This window comes from Rhizobium quercicola (assembly GCF_021168455.1).
GTDB classification, from domain to species: domain Bacteria; phylum Pseudomonadota; class Alphaproteobacteria; order Rhizobiales; family Rhizobiaceae; genus Ferranicluibacter; species Ferranicluibacter quercicola.
In genome coordinates this window covers 13,822-29,294 of record NZ_JAJOZR010000003.1, presented here as the reverse complement: position 1 = coordinate 29,294, position 15,473 = coordinate 13,822, and the positions used below count along the sequence as shown (strand labels likewise).

At 62.8% G+C, this 15,473-nt stretch carries 15 protein-coding genes; all 15 read left to right on the top strand.

Annotated features, from left to right (window positions below; all coding sequences use genetic code 11):
- Positions 1–245: 245 nt before the first annotated feature.
- Complete coding sequence (locus tag LRX75_RS05305; RefSeq protein ID WP_231812538.1) at positions 246–899, top strand: hypothetical protein; 654 nt, start codon at positions 246–248, stop codon at positions 897–899.
- A complete protein-coding gene (locus LRX75_RS05300) occupies positions 896–2,074 on the top strand; it encodes a flagellar motor protein MotB (RefSeq protein WP_231812536.1) in 1,179 nt (392 codons plus the stop codon). The genes LRX75_RS05305 and LRX75_RS05300 overlap by 4 nt, the downstream gene beginning before the upstream one ends.
- 3 nt (positions 2,075–2,077) lie before the next feature.
- Positions 2,078–3,394: a chemotaxis protein MotC gene (gene motC / locus LRX75_RS05295; RefSeq protein WP_231812534.1), complete on the top strand. Its 1,317-nt coding sequence runs from the start codon at positions 2,078–2,080 to the stop codon at positions 3,392–3,394.
- A gap of 2 nt (positions 3,395–3,396) precedes the next feature.
- Entirely contained in the window at positions 3,397–5,412 is a 2,016-nt protein-coding gene (fliK, locus tag LRX75_RS05290; protein ID WP_231812532.1) for a flagellar hook-length control protein FliK, read from the top strand.
- Positions 5,330–5,938: a transglycosylase SLT domain-containing protein gene (locus LRX75_RS05285; protein WP_231812977.1), complete on the top strand. Its 609-nt coding sequence runs from the start codon at positions 5,330–5,332 to the stop codon at positions 5,936–5,938. The genes fliK and LRX75_RS05285 overlap by 83 nt, the downstream gene beginning before the upstream one ends.
- A gap of 293 nt (positions 5,939–6,231) precedes the next feature.
- Positions 6,232–6,903 (top strand): transcriptional activator Rem, encoded by a 672-nt coding sequence (gene rem / locus LRX75_RS05280; RefSeq protein ID WP_231812530.1) that lies wholly within the window; start codon positions 6,232–6,234, stop codon positions 6,901–6,903.
- A 229-nt stretch (positions 6,904–7,132) separates the two neighbouring features.
- Positions 7,133–8,335 carry a flagellar hook protein FlgE gene (locus LRX75_RS05275; protein WP_231812528.1) on the top strand — a complete coding sequence of 401 codons (1,203 nt, stop codon included), beginning with the start codon at positions 7,133–7,135 and terminating at the stop codon, positions 8,333–8,335.
- 23 nt (positions 8,336–8,358) lie between these two features.
- Positions 8,359–9,825 carry a flagellar hook-associated protein FlgK gene (gene flgK / locus LRX75_RS05270; protein ID WP_231812526.1) on the top strand — a complete coding sequence of 489 codons (1,467 nt, stop codon included), beginning with the start codon at positions 8,359–8,361 and terminating at the stop codon, positions 9,823–9,825.
- Position 9,826: 1 nt separating this feature from the next.
- Entirely contained in the window at positions 9,827–10,924 is a 1,098-nt protein-coding gene (locus LRX75_RS05265) for a flagellar hook-associated family protein (RefSeq protein WP_231812524.1), read from the top strand.
- Between the two features lie 37 nt (positions 10,925–10,961).
- A complete protein-coding gene (gene flaF / locus LRX75_RS05260; protein ID WP_113149144.1) occupies positions 10,962–11,309 on the top strand; it encodes a flagellar biosynthesis regulator FlaF in 348 nt (115 codons plus the stop codon).
- A complete protein-coding gene (flbT, locus tag LRX75_RS05255) occupies positions 11,306–11,755 on the top strand; it encodes a flagellar biosynthesis repressor FlbT (protein WP_092932171.1) in 450 nt (149 codons plus the stop codon). The genes flaF and flbT overlap by 4 nt, the downstream gene beginning before the upstream one ends.
- Complete coding sequence (gene flgD / locus LRX75_RS05250; protein ID WP_231812522.1) at positions 11,746–12,168, top strand: flagellar hook assembly protein FlgD; 423 nt, start codon at positions 11,746–11,748, stop codon at positions 12,166–12,168. The genes flbT and flgD overlap by 10 nt, the downstream gene beginning before the upstream one ends.
- 51 nt (positions 12,169–12,219) lie before the next feature.
- Positions 12,220–12,486: a flagellar biosynthesis protein FliQ gene (fliQ, locus tag LRX75_RS05245; protein ID WP_062595080.1), complete on the top strand. Its 267-nt coding sequence runs from the start codon at positions 12,220–12,222 to the stop codon at positions 12,484–12,486.
- Positions 12,487–12,635: 149 nt separating this feature from the next.
- On the top strand, positions 12,636–14,723 hold the full coding sequence (flhA, locus tag LRX75_RS05240) for a flagellar biosynthesis protein FlhA (RefSeq protein ID WP_113149655.1): 2,088 nt from the start codon (positions 12,636–12,638) through the stop codon (positions 14,721–14,723).
- On the top strand, positions 14,720–15,472 hold the full coding sequence (gene fliR, locus LRX75_RS05235) for a flagellar biosynthetic protein FliR (protein ID WP_231812520.1): 753 nt from the start codon (positions 14,720–14,722) through the stop codon (positions 15,470–15,472). Before flhA ends, fliR begins: the two co-directional genes overlap by 4 nt.
- Position 15,473: the final 1 nt, after the last annotated feature.

Below are 15,473 nucleotides of genomic sequence, written 5' to 3'. Positions count from 1 at the left end.
CCCGCAGGTCGCGGGAAGGGGTCGCCGGTGCATCCTGTCCTTGCACTGCCGCTTGCAGCCTTCCGGATCCCGTTCCGCCTGTCTGCTCAACGAGATGTCCGGGCTCTGCCGACACGGCACGGGCCCAGAAGGAGACGGTCGGACGTGCCCATGACCCGTTGTTTCGGCCCCGAAAGCCTGTTGTCCACAGCCTGCACCACGTCCGCGCGCGCTCCTGCGCGGCGTCCGATGCCGGAGATGCAACGATGACGGCGCCGCTCTCCCGATATCTCAAGGATTTCAGCGCGCCCAAGGTAGACCTGACGCGCGTGCCCAAGACCTATTTTCCCGACATCGAAGAGCCCGTCTCTCGCGACACGCGCCCGGTCGCAAAGCTGCCGCCCGAGCCGGTCATCGATATCGAGGCCGAACGCCAGAGCGCCTACGGGCGCGGGCGCGAGCATGCCGAAATGGAAATGCGCGCCCGCCATCAGGCCGAGATCGCCGCACTGCGTGCCGAACACGAAGCCGAGTGCGAGGCGATTCGCGAGCGACTGGAAAACGAGGCCGCCGCGATGATCCATCAGCGCTTCAGCGAGATCGGCTCGCTGCTCGCCGACATGATCTCCGAGCAGACGGCCCAGGTTCTCGCGCCGATCCTGCAGGAACAGCTCACCGAAAAGGCCGTCGAGTCGCTGGCCGTCGCGATCCGGCATTCCGTCGATGGCGATGCCGTGAAGATCACCGTACGTGGCCCGTCCCGGATGTTCCGGGCGCTCGAGGCGCGGCTCGCCGACACGGAGGTGACCTTCCGTCACGTCGAGACGGACGAGATCGACCTCTCTGCCGAGTTCGGCGATTCCATTTTGATGACCCGGCTATCGGCCTGGGCTGATACTGTGCGGAAAGTGATAGCATGAGCGAGAGCAACAGCCATCACGGCAAGAATGAGATCATCATCATCAAGCGGCACGCCCCTGCCCATGGCGGCAGCCATGGCGGCGCCTGGAAGATCGCCTATGCCGACTTCATGACCGCCATGATGGCCTTCTTTCTGGTCATGTGGCTGATCAACGCCTCCAACCCGAAGACCAAGGCCGCCATCGCCTCCTACTTCAACCCGGTCCAGCTGACGCAGCAGGAACCGGCGGAGAAGGGCGTCAAGGCGCCGGCAAAGGACGCCAAGGGCGAGGAGACGCAGTCGCGCTCCAAGGTCGATGGCGACCAGCCGAAAAGCGGTGGCTCCGCCAAGACCGGTGAGGATGAAGCCGCGACCTCGGGCGAGGAAACGAAGTATTCCGACGCCGATTTCTTCGAGAACCCCTATTCGGTCCTCTCCGAGATCGCCAACGAGGTGGGCCGCGAGGCCAATATCAGTTCGAAAGGGGAGGGCGGGGCCTCGACCTCCGGCCCTGCGACCGGTGCCGAAGGCGGCGAAGCCTATCGCGATCCCTTCGATCCGGATTTCTGGACGAAGCAGGTCGAACTGAAGAAGATCGCCGACGCCGGTTCGGGTACAGCCGACAAGGCGGGCAATGGTGCTGCGGAGAACATCGGCGACGGCAAGGCCGATGCCATGGCAGCTGCGAACGATCCCGCAACGCCGAAGGCCGCGCCATCGGTCGCCGAGACCAAGGCTGCAACGGAGCTGAAGCAGGCCATCGAGAAGGAGATCGGCGGCGCCGCCGGCAAGCTTGCCGAAGGCCTCATCGTCACCCCGACCGAAGGCGGGCTGCTGGTCTCGATCAGCGAGCAGAGCGATACCCCGATGTTCGGCCTGGGTTCGGCCGTTCCGGAACGCGCCACGGTTCTCGCCATGGAAAAGATCGGCAAGCTGCTCTCCACCCGCAGCGGCGCCATCGCCATTCGCGGCCATACCGACGGACGGCCGTTCAAGTCGGGCGGCTATGACAACTGGCGTTTGTCGGCCGACCGTGCCCAGAGCGCCTATTACATGCTCGTCCACGGTGGGCTTGCCGAGAGCCGCGTCAGCCAGATCAGCGGTTTTGCCGACCGGCGCCTGCAGGTTCCGACGGATCCGAACGCGGCTGCCAACCGGCGCATCGAGATCCTCGTCCAGACGAACCAGGGCTAGGCCATGAAGAAGGCTTTCCGCTCCGTTCTGCTCGGCGCCTGCGTATCGCTCGCCTCGCTGTCGGCCGTTCAGGCCGCAGGCAGCGAAGACGACAACCTGCCGCCTTACAAGATGATCCGCTCGCTGCAGCACGTTCAGGACAGCATCGTGCATGGCGATCTCTCCTCGGCCGATATGCAGCAGTTCATGCTCGGCGCCATCGAGAAGCGCCTGATGACGGCCGATCGCAGCGTCTTTGCCGATCCGCGCAATGTGGATGCGGCCCTGATCTACGCCATGAGCGGCGGAAACCCCAAGACGCTCGCCTATCTTGCAAGCCGCGACATCGACGGCAATTTCGACAATCGCGTCACCGATGCCCTTGGCCACTACCTGAACGGCAAGGGTGGGCTGATCGTGGAGACCATGTCGAAGACGATCGACGAGTACAAGAATGCGCCGATCGGCCCCTATCTCTATCTGGTTTACGGCAATGCGGTCGCCCAGCAGGATCCCGGCAAGGCTGTGAAGGCCTATGACTGGGCAAGGCTTGTCGCGCCCGGCACCAATATCGAGGAGGCAGCCCTGCGCCGCTCCCTCACGCTGACCACGCGAGCCGGCAAGGTCGACCGGGCGCTGGCTTATGCGCTCGCCTATACCCGCCGCTTCATGACCTCGCCCTATGCGGGCCAGTTCGCGGATATCTTCGTGGAGCTTGCGGTCGCCAACTATGGCGATGCCAAGCGCCAGAAAATCGAGGAGATCCTGTCCTTCATGGACAAGCCGCGCCAGCGCGAGGTCTTTCTGCGGATCGCGCGGAATGCCGCCATTGCGGGGCTGAAGCCGCTGACGAAGCTTGCCTCCGAACGCGCGGCGGCCCTGTCCGCGACGGCGGATACCGAGCCGAACGCGCTGGCGACATTCTATTCCGGTCTCGTGGATGTGCCGTCGACCGGCATCCTCGAAGCCGTCAAGGATATCGAGGCCATTCCGGACGCCGAACTGTCTGCGCGTGACCGCAGCTTGAGGGCGGCAGCCCAGGCCGTCGCACGGGAGGTGCTGCGGGCGCCGGTTGCGGATGTGCCGGCCGATGCCGACAGTTCAGCACAAGCCAGCGCCGACATACTGGCTTCACAAACGCCGTCCCCTGACGCCATGTCGGGCGCCGGCAGCAGCGACAGCCCTTTTGCAGCCCCTGCGACGCCGACGACGTCCGAAGCTGCGCCCGCCAAGCCCGAGACATCGGCCTCGGCGGATATCGATCCGGCGCTGGCGACGTTTCTCACGAGTGGGAAGAGCAAGCTGGGCGAGATCGATGCCCTGCTGCGGGAGGATATGTAGATATGAGATCCCTCGATGACGCGCTGCCGGCAGCCAAGACGGCCCGCGCAAGCGTTTCTGCCGTCAAGAATCGGCACGGCGACGCCGAAGGCGGCGCAGCCTTTCGCAAGACCTTCGCCGATCTCGGGCAGGCTCGTGACACGACGGCGAAGACGCCGGCCGGCGGTGCCAACGCCCAGCCGGACGAGCCTGCGGATATCACGACAACCGGTCCGTCTGTCCACACCCGACAGATCGACAAGGTGGGGGCGGCACCGCTGCGCTTGCGCGAGGCGGCCGGCTCCGTGTCGCGTGAGGGAGAGCCGGACCTGACGTCGCAGGCTTCCGTCACCCGTGGCGAAAGCCCATCGACAAAGACCGATTTCCCTGCATCTCCCGAGGCTCCTGACGAAAAAACCGACGCGCTGGCGCTCCTGTCCCTCGTGACCGCAGCGCAGCCAGAAGATACGGATGGCGAAGCCGCCGTGCCTGCGTCACCGTCGGACGATGCCGCAAGCGAGAGCCGGCCGGCGCTTCCCAAGACGACACAGACAGCCGCGACGTCAACGCTTTCCGCCACCCTCGCATTGAAAGCCATCAAGGCCGACCCTGCGACAGTGGCGGCGGATGATACGACAGAGATCCCAGCGACCAAGAGCCGCGATGTGGCCGCCCCGCCTCGCCCTGCGACGCCGCCACGGATGGCGGCGGCTCCAGTCGCGCCGACGCTTGAGGCCACAATGCCAGCGATCGCATCCGAACCGCCGCAGGAGCCGGATGTGCACGCGTCTGCCGCTGTGCGCGTGGCAAGGACGCCCTCCGGTCCGAAATCGGCGGATACACGTGGCATGGCCGAGGACGCGCGTTCGGCAACGCCCGACACGGCGTCTCCTTCTTTGCCGAAGATGCCACCGCAGCTTCAAGCGGTTGCGCCTGGAAAGATCGCCGCCGCACCGGCATCGGACGTGGTCGAGCCTGAGGCTGACACCCCCTCTCCGCAGGTCGCGGCACGGCCTCTTCTGCGCCAGGCAAAGCAGGAAACAATCGAGATGACGCCGGAACCTGCGGAGGCGTCCGCGGCAGAGCCGGCGCCAGCGGCGGCCGCGGATATTCGCAGCCTCATGGCCATTCTCGGGCCGGTCCCGCCGCAGCCGGCGGTGGCTGTGTCTGCGAGAGATGGAAGCATCGCGGCCGAGATGGAGACCCCGACTCCGAAGGTCGCGGGCGACAGGGCGCGCCTGCCGGTGGCCGAAATGGCAGCGGCCGATGGCCCGGCCTTGCCGACATCGACCGATGGCGCCGACCCGGTCTTCCGCTTCGCGCGGGCGGATGGCAAGGTCAGCCCGATCTCGCTGCGCGCGGAGGCCGAACGGCCCGCGTCCAAGGCGCCGAACGATCCGGCCAGCGCCAAGGCCGAGACGGTTACCGTGCTGGATGCGCGGCGCTACCTCGGCATCGCACCGACGCTCGGCAACCAGCTGCCGATGACGGCCAACGCCCAGGCGGTTGCCGCGGCCATCACCGGCAATGGCGACCCGACGCAGGCGCTTCAGGCGAACACCGGCATCGCGGGTCCGCAGGGCGCCACCGGCAAGGTGGTCAACACGCTCAAGATCCAGATGCATCCGATCGACCTCGGTCTCGTCACGGCCACGCTGCGTCTGCGCGACGACGAGCTGCAGATCGATCTTCGCGTCCAGACGGGCGATGCCTACCGGCAGCTGACCAACGACCAGGATGCGATGATCAAGGCGCTTCGCGCGCAGGGTTTCCAGGTCGATCAGGTCAACGTGATCTTCACGCCATCGGACAGCGCCGGTGGAAATGACGGCTCGGGGCAACCCCAGAGCAACCAGCAGCAGCCGTCGTCGCAGAACGGACGGGACAGCCAGGGCGGCCTTGCGGCGGGCAATGGCGGAGAAGGCCGGAACGGCGGTGCGGGACAGCGGAGTGCAGATGACGGGCGGACCAGACACGACACCCTTCGCGAAACGCCTGCGGCACCTCAGCCTGCTGTGTCTGACGAGCTTTATTTCTAGTGCTCCCCTGATCGCAGAGGCTGCGTCCGGTTCGGATGCCGGTCTGTGCGAGCGCCAGATCGTCGCTGCGGCCGCCAAATACGATATCCCCGAAGGCATCCTCTATTCGGTCGGCCTCACGGAGACGGGCCGCAAGGGCTCGCTGCAGCCCTATGCCATGAACATCGATGGCAAGGCCGTGTTTGCTTCGAGCGCGGCGGAGGTGCTGCAGCTATTCGAGGCGGCCCGGGCAGGGGGCGCCAGGCTCATCGACCTCGGTTGCATGCAGATCAATTATCGCTACCACGGAGAGAATTTCGCATCACCGGAAGCAATGCTCGATCCGCGCACGAATGTCGAATACGCCGCACAATTTCTCGCAAATCTCCATGCCCGCCACGAGACCTGGACCATGGCGGTCGCCCGGTATCACGCCGGTCCGAACAACGATCCCGCCCAGAAGCAATATGTCTGCCGCGTGATCGCAAATCTGGTAGCGACAGGTTACGGTAAGTGGACGCCGAACGCCGCGTCCTTCTGCCGTTAACGGTTCGTTCATCACAACCTTTACGATTTTAAATCGATGATTTGTTGCAATGCACGCATATGTCCATCGTTGCGGAAATGAGGCGCGTGCAATGGCGATCATTAACACGTGTTAACCTTTCCACAGAATTAATAGTCGGTGTGCCGAAATGAGCCACTACATCTTGATCAAATCGGTCCGGGGACCCTGAGCTAGTACCATTTCTACCCACCAAAAGCCTCTAATTGTGACGAGGCGCTACGATTCGTACCAATGACGTATTGGAAAACACCATACTGATTCGGAGCGGACGAATGATCGTAGTGGTTGATGAACGTGAACTTGTAAAAGATGGATACACCTCTCTCTTCGGAAGGGAAGGCGTACCCTCCACCGGGTTTGATCCCAAGGAATTCGGCGACTGGGTCTCGACCGCTGCAGACAGCGATATCGATGCTGTCGAGGTGTTCCTGATCGGCCAGGGCGAACGGGCCATGACCCTTCCCCGCGCCATCCGGGATCGTTCCGCGGCACCGGTCATCGCCATCAGCGACACGCCGTCGCTGGAAGCCACGCTCGCCTTCTTCGACTGCGGAGTCGATGACGTCGTGCGCAAGCCGGTTCATCCCCGCGAGATCCTCGCCCGTGCAGCGGCCATCCGCCGCCGCCTCAAGTCCCTGTCCAACTACACCGACATCGGTGCGATCCGCGTCTTCTCGGACGGCCGCGATCCCGAGATCGAAGGCCAGACCTTCGCCCTGCCGCGGCGCGAACGCCGCATCCTGGAATATCTGGTCGCCAACCGCGGCCGTCGCGTCTCCAAGTCGCAGATCTTCAACGCGATCTACGGCATCTTCGATGAAGACGTCGAAGAGAACGTCGTCGAAAGCCACATCAGCAAGCTGCGCAAGAAGCTGCGCAAGAAGTTGGGCTTCGACCCGATCGATAGCAAGCGCTTCCTGGGCTACTGCATCGACTGGAGCTGAGCCTCCTTCTGCCACCCCGGTTTCTATGGGAGCCATGGGGTCTTTCGAAAGCGAACGACGAGGGTTCGCAATCGGGAGACGCCATGGCTCTCTTCCGTTTCATGCAGCTGAATTTCTTCAAGAAATTGCGATCGTCCTTTCGTCTCCTCCCTCGGGACGGGCAGGCTGAACAGGTTCACGCAAGGCTTGCTTCCTAGTGTCACCAGGACGAACGAAACGAGGATTGGACATGAGTCTCTACGGAATGATGCGGACCGGCGGATCCGGCATGAACGCACAGGCCAACCGCCTGAGCACCGTCGCGGAGAACATCGCGAATGCCAGCACCACCGGCTACAAGCGCTCATCGACGGAATTCTCTTCGTTGATCCTGCCCGCGACGGGCGGAAGCTACAATTCGGGCGGCGTCGATACCAAGGTTCGCCGCAGCGTCGACGATGAAGGCGCGACGGTCACGACGACCTCCGGTTCCGACCTGCGGATCAACGGCGAAGGCTTCTTCGTGGTATCCGATGCGACGGGCGCGTCCTACATGACCCGCGCCGGCGCCTTCACCAAGAATGAAGCCGGCAACCTGATCAACTCGGGCGGCTACGCCCTTCAGGGCTATGCCTATGTCGATGGCAAGGCCCCGACGGCGGTCGCCAACAGCTTCGATGGCCTGACGAACATCAATCTGTCATCGGGAGGCCTCACGGCAACCGGCACGAAGGTCGCGGCCTTCGGTGCGAACCTCGACTCGCGGACGACTGCCGGTGATCCGGCCTCCACGACCTCGATGAGCGTCTACGACACGCAGGGCAATGCGCGCGTTCTCGATATCTCCTACGCCAAGACCGAAACCAACGCCTGGAGCGTTTCCGTGAAGGATCGTGCCAGCGGCGAAGAGCTCGGCAGGACCACGATGGCGTTCGGCGAGGACGGCAGCCTGACGACGTCTCCGGTCACGGTGACGACGGCCGAGAAGACCTATGCCGGCGCCAAGCTGAACGAGATCACGATCGACCTGTCCAAGACGACCCAGCTGGGTTCCGCCTTCACGCCGGTTCCCGGAGACAAGGACGGCAACGCACCGAGCGCCGTCGCGGGCTTCGAGATCGACAAGGAAGGCGTTGTCTACGTCCGATACGCCAACAACGATCTGGATCCCCGTTACCGCCTGGCGCTTGCAACGGTCCAGAGCGTCAACAATCTCGAGCCGCAGGCCGGCAACGTCTATCTGGCAGGGTCTTCCTCCGGCGAAGTCTCCGTCGGTTACGCCGGCACCGGCCAGTTCGGCGGGGTCCAGGACAACGCTCTGGAAGGCTCCAACGTCGATATCGCTGACGAACTGACGGCGATGATCGAATCCCAGCGCAGCTACACGGCCAACTCCAAGGTCTTCCAGACAGGCGCCGACCTTCTGGACGTCCTGGTCAACCTCAAGCGCTGATCTAGAAAAGGACGGGCTCCGTCATGTCTCTCGCTTCTGCCATTACCACGGCTCAGACGATCTTCAGCAATACCGGCAAGCAGACGGCCGTCGTATCGCAGAACATCGCGAATGTCGGCAATGCCGACTACTCGCGTCGTCTCGCCATGATGGGCGTAGACAACGACGGACAGCCCTATCTCAAGGTGCAGCGCGCCCAGAACGACGCGCTGTTCAAGCAGACCGTTTCCAGCATCTCGGACAATGCCGGACAGTCGAGACTGCTGTTCGGTCTCCAGCAGATACAGTCGGCCTTCGGCGGCGCGGATTATCCGACGGCGCCGTCGACCTATATGGCCTCGTTCCGCAGCAGCCTCCAGACGTTTGCCGCGTCGCCCAGCAGCATCACGATCGCCCGCTCCGCCGTGGCGGAAGCGCGAGATGTGGCGAATGCCTTGAACTCCGCCTCCACCGTCCTCGACGAGGTCAAGGCGACGACGGACAAGGAAATCGGCGAGCAGGTCGTGCAGCTCAACGAGTATCTCTCGGCCTTTGAGAAGGTGAACTACACCGTCATCGGCATGCTGGCCAACGGCAAGGATGCAAGCGATGCGCTCGACAAGCGGGACTCGCTCCTGAAGTCGATCGCCGGCATCGTCGGAATTTCGACCACCATCCGCCAGAGCATGGATACCGTCATCTATACGAGCGATGGCAGCGTGCTCTTCGAAACGTCGGCGCGCAAGGTCGAGCTGGCCGGCAAGGACGGCTCCTCGTCTCCGCCGTTTCATGTGGAAATCGACAATGAGGAGCTGAAGCCCGGTTCCGGTGGCAACACCTCGGCACAGGGATCGCTGGCGGCGCTCTTCCAGCTGCGCGACGATATCGCACCGATGATGCAGAACCAGCTGGACGAAATCGCCCGCGGTCTGATCGTCGCCTTCCGCGAGACCGACCAGTCCCTTCCCAAGGACAGCCGCGAGCCGGGATTGCCGGGTCTGTTCGTCGAGGCGAACAGCACGGACATGCCGGCGTCGGGCAAGATCTCCTCGGGCCTTGCCGGACGCATCCGGATCAATGCCGCCGTCGATGACAATCCCATGCTGCTGCGGGATGGTGGTTTCAACAACACGTCCACCGCGACGAACTACACCTACAACACGGATGGTGTCGCGGCCTATACCGGTCGCCTCGATGGCCTCATCGAGGAGATGGGCACGCAGCAGACATTCGACGCCAAGGCGGATATCGGCGAAAGCGCGAACGTCATAGGCTACGCCTCCAGCTCGATCGGCTGGATCGAGCAGCTGCGCAAGGCGGCAACCTCGGCCGACGAGACCAAGGGGGCCATGCTGGCCCAGATGCAGCAGACGCTGAGCAACGAAACCGGCGTCAGCCTCGATGAGGAATTGTCGCTGATGCTCGATCTCGAGCAGTCCTACAAGGCATCGGCAAAACTGATGACCACCGTGGACGAAATGCTCAAATCCTTGCTGGACATGGTGAGATAAGATGAAGACGTCATTCATTTCCAATCTGGCGGTTCAGAACGCCATGCGGCTCAGCGTCCAGCGCGGCCAGTCCGAAGTCGTGAAGCTCCAGCAGGAAGTCACGACCGGCGTTCATGCCGATCCGGGTGCGGCGCTCGGTTCCAGTGCCGCGCGGCTCGTCAGCCTCAAGGACGAGCTGCAGCGCCTGACCAACATCAAGGACACGAACGCGCTCGTGACCCAGCGTCTCTCGACGTCGCAGCTCGCCATCGAATCGATGCGCAAGGCGGGCGAGGAAATGAACACGACGCTGGTCGGGTCCATGGGCGTCGACGACGCCTCGCGGCTTGCCAACACGAAGACGGCGCTCGATTCGACGTTCAACGCGTTCTTCGTGGCGGCGAACTCCCAGTCCAACGGAGAATACCTTCTCTCCGGTCTCAATTCCGACGCCAGGCCGCTGACGCCTTACGCCGAGAATGCGGCCGCCAAGCAGACCTTCGCCGATGCGTTCACGAGCTTCAAGCAGGAGAACAACAGCAATCCTGCCAACGCGACCATCGCGACCTATCGGGACCTGTCGGCCGAGCAGATGAAGGACTTCATCGACCGCAAGATCGTGCCGCTCTATGTGGGCGATACGAGCGCCGGCGAGAATGCGGTTCCCACGCAGTGGATGACGGACTGGTCGAAGGCGTCGGACAAGAACGTCCAGAGCCGGATTTCCGGATCCGAGGTCGTCTCGACGACGACGAACGCCAACGAGGCGGGCGTCCGCAAGATGGTGCTCGCCTCCGTGATCGCCAGCCAGTTGCTGACCGAGGATCTTTCCAGCCAGGCACGGACGGTCGTCAACGAAACGGCCCAGAATTACACCCAGCAGGCGATTTCCGGCATGATCAGCATGGGAAGCGATCTCGGCACGTCCGAAGGACGCGTCAACAAGGCCAACACGCTTCTGGACTCCCAGACGAAACTGCTCACCACCCACGTCGGCGATCTCGAAGGTGTCGATCCCTACGAGGCGAGCACGCGCATGAAGTCGCTGATGACGCAGATCGAGACGTCCTACACGCTCACATCGCGGATGCAGCAGCTGAGCTTGATCAATTTCCTCTGATGCGAAGAGGCCTTAGACAAACATGAGGGATGTCTGAATGTATCAGTTTTCGTATGCCGAGATCATGGAGGACGGCGTTGCCGACTCCAAGGATCGTGAGCGGCAAGTCCTCGACCGTTCGATCGCGCTTCTCGCATCTGCCAGCCGGCAGAAGGGCTATTCCCGCGAGGCCATCGAAGCAGTCTACTATACGCGGCGTCTCTGGATCCGTTTCATCGAGGATCTGCGCGCCCCGGACAATCAGCTGAATGAAGAGCTGCGCGCCAATCTGATCTCCATCGCCATCTGGATTCTGAGCGAAACCGAGAAGATCCGCAAACGCGAATCCTCGAACTTCCAGGGCATCATCGACATCACAACCATCATCAGGGATGGACTGAAATGAAAAGCACACTGCGCATCTCGCTGAAGTCGGGCGAACGGATCTTTGTGAATGGCGCCGTTCTGCGGGTCGATCGCAAGGTGGCGGTCGAATTCCTGAACGATGTCACCTTCCTGCTCGAAAACCACGTTCTCCAGCCGGAGGACGCGACCACTCCGCTGCGTCAGCTCTATTTCATCGCCCAGATGATCCTGATCAATCCGGAAGGGGCCGAGCAGTCGACCATCATGTTCCGAAAGTCGATCGTCATGCTGCTGAATTGCTTCAAGAACGACGAGATCCTGTCGGAACTGAAGCGCGTCGACGGCCTCGTCATGCAGGGTCGTGCCTTCGACGCCCTGAAGGCGATCCGCGGCCTCTACCCGATCGAGGACAAGATCCTCAACGCCCAGGAAATGGCCCCGGCCATGATCGAACACATCCGCAAGGAGATCGCACCATGGCGGTAGCTATGCCGGTTGGCGCCGCGGCGGCGACCAACACCACGACGAACACCACGGCCAAGGATGCTGCAACCGCGTCCACCAAGGCCAATCTCAACTATGACAGCTTCCTCAAGCTGCTCGTCGCCCAGATGAAGAATCAGGATCCGACGCAGCCGATGGACTCGACCCAGCAGATCGCCCAGCTCGCGACCTTCTCCCAAGTCGAGCAGACCATCCAGACGAACACCAATCTGGAAAGCCTGCTGCAGCGCACCTCGCTTTCGGAAGCCAATGCCGTGATCGGCAAGACGGTGACGAGCGCGGACGGCAAGACGACTGGCGTGGTCAAGGAGGTCACGCTATACTCCGACGGAATCGTTGCGCTTCTCGAAAACGGCACCAAGCTCCCCATCGGTCCTGGGGTTTCGGTAAAGTAGCGGTCTCGGTCCGGGAATGGGTCCGATCCTCCGTGGTGAAGTGATACTGCAATGAACGAGGCCGACGCACTCGACATGGTTCAGACGGCAATGTGGACGGTGGTCGTGGCCTCCGGCCCGCCCGTTCTCGCCGCCATGATCGTCGGCCTCGTCGTCGCCCTGATCCAGGCGCTGACGCAGGTTCAGGAAATGACGCTGACCTTCGTTCCGAAGATCCTGGCGGTCCTCGTGACCGTTGCCATCGCGGCGCCGTTCATCGGTTCGCAGGTGTCGATCTTCACAGACATCGTCTTTTCCCGCATCCAGACCGGCTTCTGATCATTCTTCCCGATCCCGCAGGTCTCGCGGGGCGCCGTCCGTCTCGCCGCGCCAGCCATCCCCGCGCAAGCTTGGACCTCTAGAACTGTCGGCATATGGGGCGACAGGTATGAATGTCGCCCGCCTCTCATGACGAGACGGACATTCCGATGGCACAACCTCCTGCAATTGTAATCCCCAAGATCGCCCCGAACGGGCGCGATGTCGGCTTCGCGCTCGGCATCGTCGCGATCCTGTCGATCCTCTTCCTGCCGATCCCCCCTTTCCTGATCGACATGGGGCTGGCCTTCTCCATCGCCTTCTCCATCCTCATTCTGATGGTGTCGCTCTGGATCCAGCGACCGCTCGATTTCTCGTCCTTCCCGGTCATCCTGCTGATCTCGACCATGATCCGCCTCGCGCTGAACATCGCGACGACGCGCGTCATTCTCTCGCACGGACACCAGGGACACGACGCAGCCGGCAGCGTCATTGCGGGTTTTGCCAGCCTTGTCATGTCCGGCGACTTCGTCATCGGTCTGATCGTCTTCCTCATCCTGATCACAGTGAACTTCATCGTCATCACCAAGGGTGCCACGCGTATCGCGGAAGTCGGCGCCCGCTTCACCCTCGATGCCATTCCCGGCAAGCAGATGTCGATCGACGCCGATTTGTCGGCCGGCCTGATCAACGAGAAGGAGGCGCAGCATCGCCGGCGCGAGCTGGAAGAGGAAAGCTCCTTCTTCGGCTCCATGGACGGTGCCTCGAAGTTCGTGCGCGGCGATGCGGTCGCCGGCCTTCTCATCACTGGCATCAATGTGTTCGGCGGCATCATCATCGGCTATTTCCGCCATGGAATGTCGATCGGCGAAGCCGCGGACGTGTTCGTCAAGCTCTCTGTCGGCGACGGTCTGGTGTCGCAGATCCCGGCACTGATCGTCTCTCTGGCCGCCGGCCTTCTCGTGTCGCGCGGCGGCACCTCCGGCTCCACCGACCAGGCGGTCGTCGGCCAGCTCAGCAACTATCCCCGCGCGCTGATGGTCGCGGCCGGCCTTCTGGCCATGCTCTCCATCATCCCCGGTCTGCCCTTCATACCCTTCGCCACGCTCGGTGTCGGCATGGCCGCCATGGCCTACATCATCCCGCGTCGTGCCGCTGCCGCAAGCCAGCTGAAGCGCGAGCAGGATCTGCAGACGGCGGCCCAGGTCAAGGACAGCGAGAAGGACAGCGTCAAGTCCGTCCTCAAGACCGCGGAAATCGAGCTGCTGCTCGGCAAGCAGGTCTCGACCCGACTGCTCGGCGCCCATCAGGAGCTCGCCTTCCGCGTCGGCAAGATGCGCCGCAAATTCGCGAGCCAGTACGGGCTCATCGTCCCCGAGATCAAGGTCTCCGACGACATCGCCGTGCCGGACAAGGCCTACCATATCCGCGTCCACGGCACGACGATCGCGTCGAACACGGTGCGCGTCGGCGAAGTCATCGTCGTCACGGGCGGCGGCCGGCGGCCGACGGTTCCGGGCGACGACATCCGCGAGCCCGCCTTCGGCATGCCCGCCGTCTCGATCCTCGAAACCTTCACCGAGGACCTGAAGCGCGAAGGCTTCCATCCGATCGACAACGTCTCCGTCGTGCTGACGCACCTGTCGGAAGTCATCCGCAACAACCTGCCGCAGCTGCTGTCCTACAAGGACGTCAAGATCCTCATCGAGCGTCTCGATCCGGAATACCGCAAACTCGCGGACGAGATCTGCACCTCGCATATGTCCTATTCGGGCCTGCAGGCCGTGCTGAAGCTGCTGCTCGCCGAGCGCGTCTCCATCCGCAACCTGCACCTCATTCTCGAAGCCGTCGCCGAACTCGCCCCGCATGTCCGCAAGACCGAGCATATCGTCGAGCACGTCCGCGTCCGCATGTCGCAGCAGCTCTGCGGCGATCTCTCCGACAACGGCACGCTGCGCGTCCTGCGGCTCGGCAACAAATGGGACATGGTGTTCCACCAGGCGCTGAAGCGCGACGCCAAGGGCGATATCGTCGAGTTCGACATCGACCCGCGCCACCTCGAGGAGTTCAGCGAGGAGGCGACGCGCGTCATCCGCGAGCATCTGGATCGCGGCATGCCGTTCGTGCTGGTATCTTCGCCCGAATCCCGCTCTTATGTGCGCATGATCATCGAACGCCTGTTTGCCACGCTGCCGGTCCTCAGCCATGTCGAGCTCGCAAAGGGGCTCGAGATCAAGATCATCGGCTCCATTTCATGATAACGGACCCGGAAGGCACGGTGCTGGCGCTGTTTGCGGCGTTCTGCCGTATCGGCGCCTGCATCATGGTCATGCCGGGGTTCTCGTCGGCGCGCGTTTCGGTCCAGATCCGCCTTTTCGCGGCGGTCGCGATCTCGATGGCGATCCTGCCGCTGATGTGGAACGACATCTATCCGCAGATCTCCGGCAAGGGTCACACCTATATCTACATCATCACCACCGAAATCGTCATCGGCAGCGTGATCGGCCTCATCGCCCGCTTCTACACGCTCGGTCTCCAGTTCGTCGGCACCGTGCTCACCATGATGATCGGCTTCACCGCGCCGCCCGCCAGCGACGTGCTCGAAGACTCCTCGGAAAACCAGGTGACGAACATGATCTCCTTTGCCGGGCTCATGGTCCTCTTCATGCTCGATTTCCATCACGTGATCTTCGAGTCGATCTTCGACAGCTACAAGGCCATGCCGCTCGGCGTCGGATTCGATCCGCAGGGCATCCTGATCACGATGACCAATGCGCTGGAAATGACCTTCATGATCATGCTGCGCCTGTCGAGCCCGTTCATCATCTACGGCCTGCTCTTCAACGTCGCGCTCGGCATGGTCAACAAGCTGGCGCCGCAGATGCCGCTCTACTTCATCTCCGCGCCCTACCTCATCATGGGCGGGCTGTTCCTTCTCTATCTGGGCATCGCCGCCATGCTGCGGCTCTTTGCCGATGGCTTCGCGGTCGTTATGCAGGGAATATAGA

Bases quoted from the DNA above. Each gene is read 5' to 3' on its own strand.
- LRX75_RS05305 (WP_231812538.1), top strand. From the start codon at position 246: ATGACGGCGCCGCTCTCCCGATATCTCAAGGATTTCAGCGCGCCCAAG.
- LRX75_RS05300 (WP_231812536.1), top strand. From the start codon at position 896: ATGAGCGAGAGCAACAGCCATCACGGCAAGAATGAGATCATCATCATC.
- motC (WP_231812534.1), top strand. From the start codon at position 2,078: ATGAAGAAGGCTTTCCGCTCCGTTCTGCTCGGCGCCTGCGTATCGCTC.
- fliK (WP_231812532.1), top strand. From the start codon at position 3,397: ATGAGATCCCTCGATGACGCGCTGCCGGCAGCCAAGACGGCCCGCGCA.
- LRX75_RS05285 (WP_231812977.1), top strand. From the start codon at position 5,330: ATGACGGGCGGACCAGACACGACACCCTTCGCGAAACGCCTGCGGCAC.
- rem (WP_231812530.1), top strand. From the start codon at position 6,232: ATGATCGTAGTGGTTGATGAACGTGAACTTGTAAAAGATGGATACACC.
- LRX75_RS05275 (WP_231812528.1), top strand. From the start codon at position 7,133: ATGAGTCTCTACGGAATGATGCGGACCGGCGGATCCGGCATGAACGCA.
- flgK (WP_231812526.1), top strand. From the start codon at position 8,359: ATGTCTCTCGCTTCTGCCATTACCACGGCTCAGACGATCTTCAGCAAT.
- LRX75_RS05265 (WP_231812524.1), top strand. From the start codon at position 9,827: ATGAAGACGTCATTCATTTCCAATCTGGCGGTTCAGAACGCCATGCGG.
- flaF (WP_113149144.1), top strand. From the start codon at position 10,962: ATGTATCAGTTTTCGTATGCCGAGATCATGGAGGACGGCGTTGCCGAC.
- flbT (WP_092932171.1), top strand. From the start codon at position 11,306: ATGAAAAGCACACTGCGCATCTCGCTGAAGTCGGGCGAACGGATCTTT.
- flgD (WP_231812522.1), top strand. From the start codon at position 11,746: ATGGCGGTAGCTATGCCGGTTGGCGCCGCGGCGGCGACCAACACCACG.
- fliQ (WP_062595080.1), top strand. From the start codon at position 12,220: ATGAACGAGGCCGACGCACTCGACATGGTTCAGACGGCAATGTGGACG.
- flhA (WP_113149655.1), top strand. From the start codon at position 12,636: ATGGCACAACCTCCTGCAATTGTAATCCCCAAGATCGCCCCGAACGGG.
- fliR (WP_231812520.1), top strand. From the start codon at position 14,720: ATGATAACGGACCCGGAAGGCACGGTGCTGGCGCTGTTTGCGGCGTTC.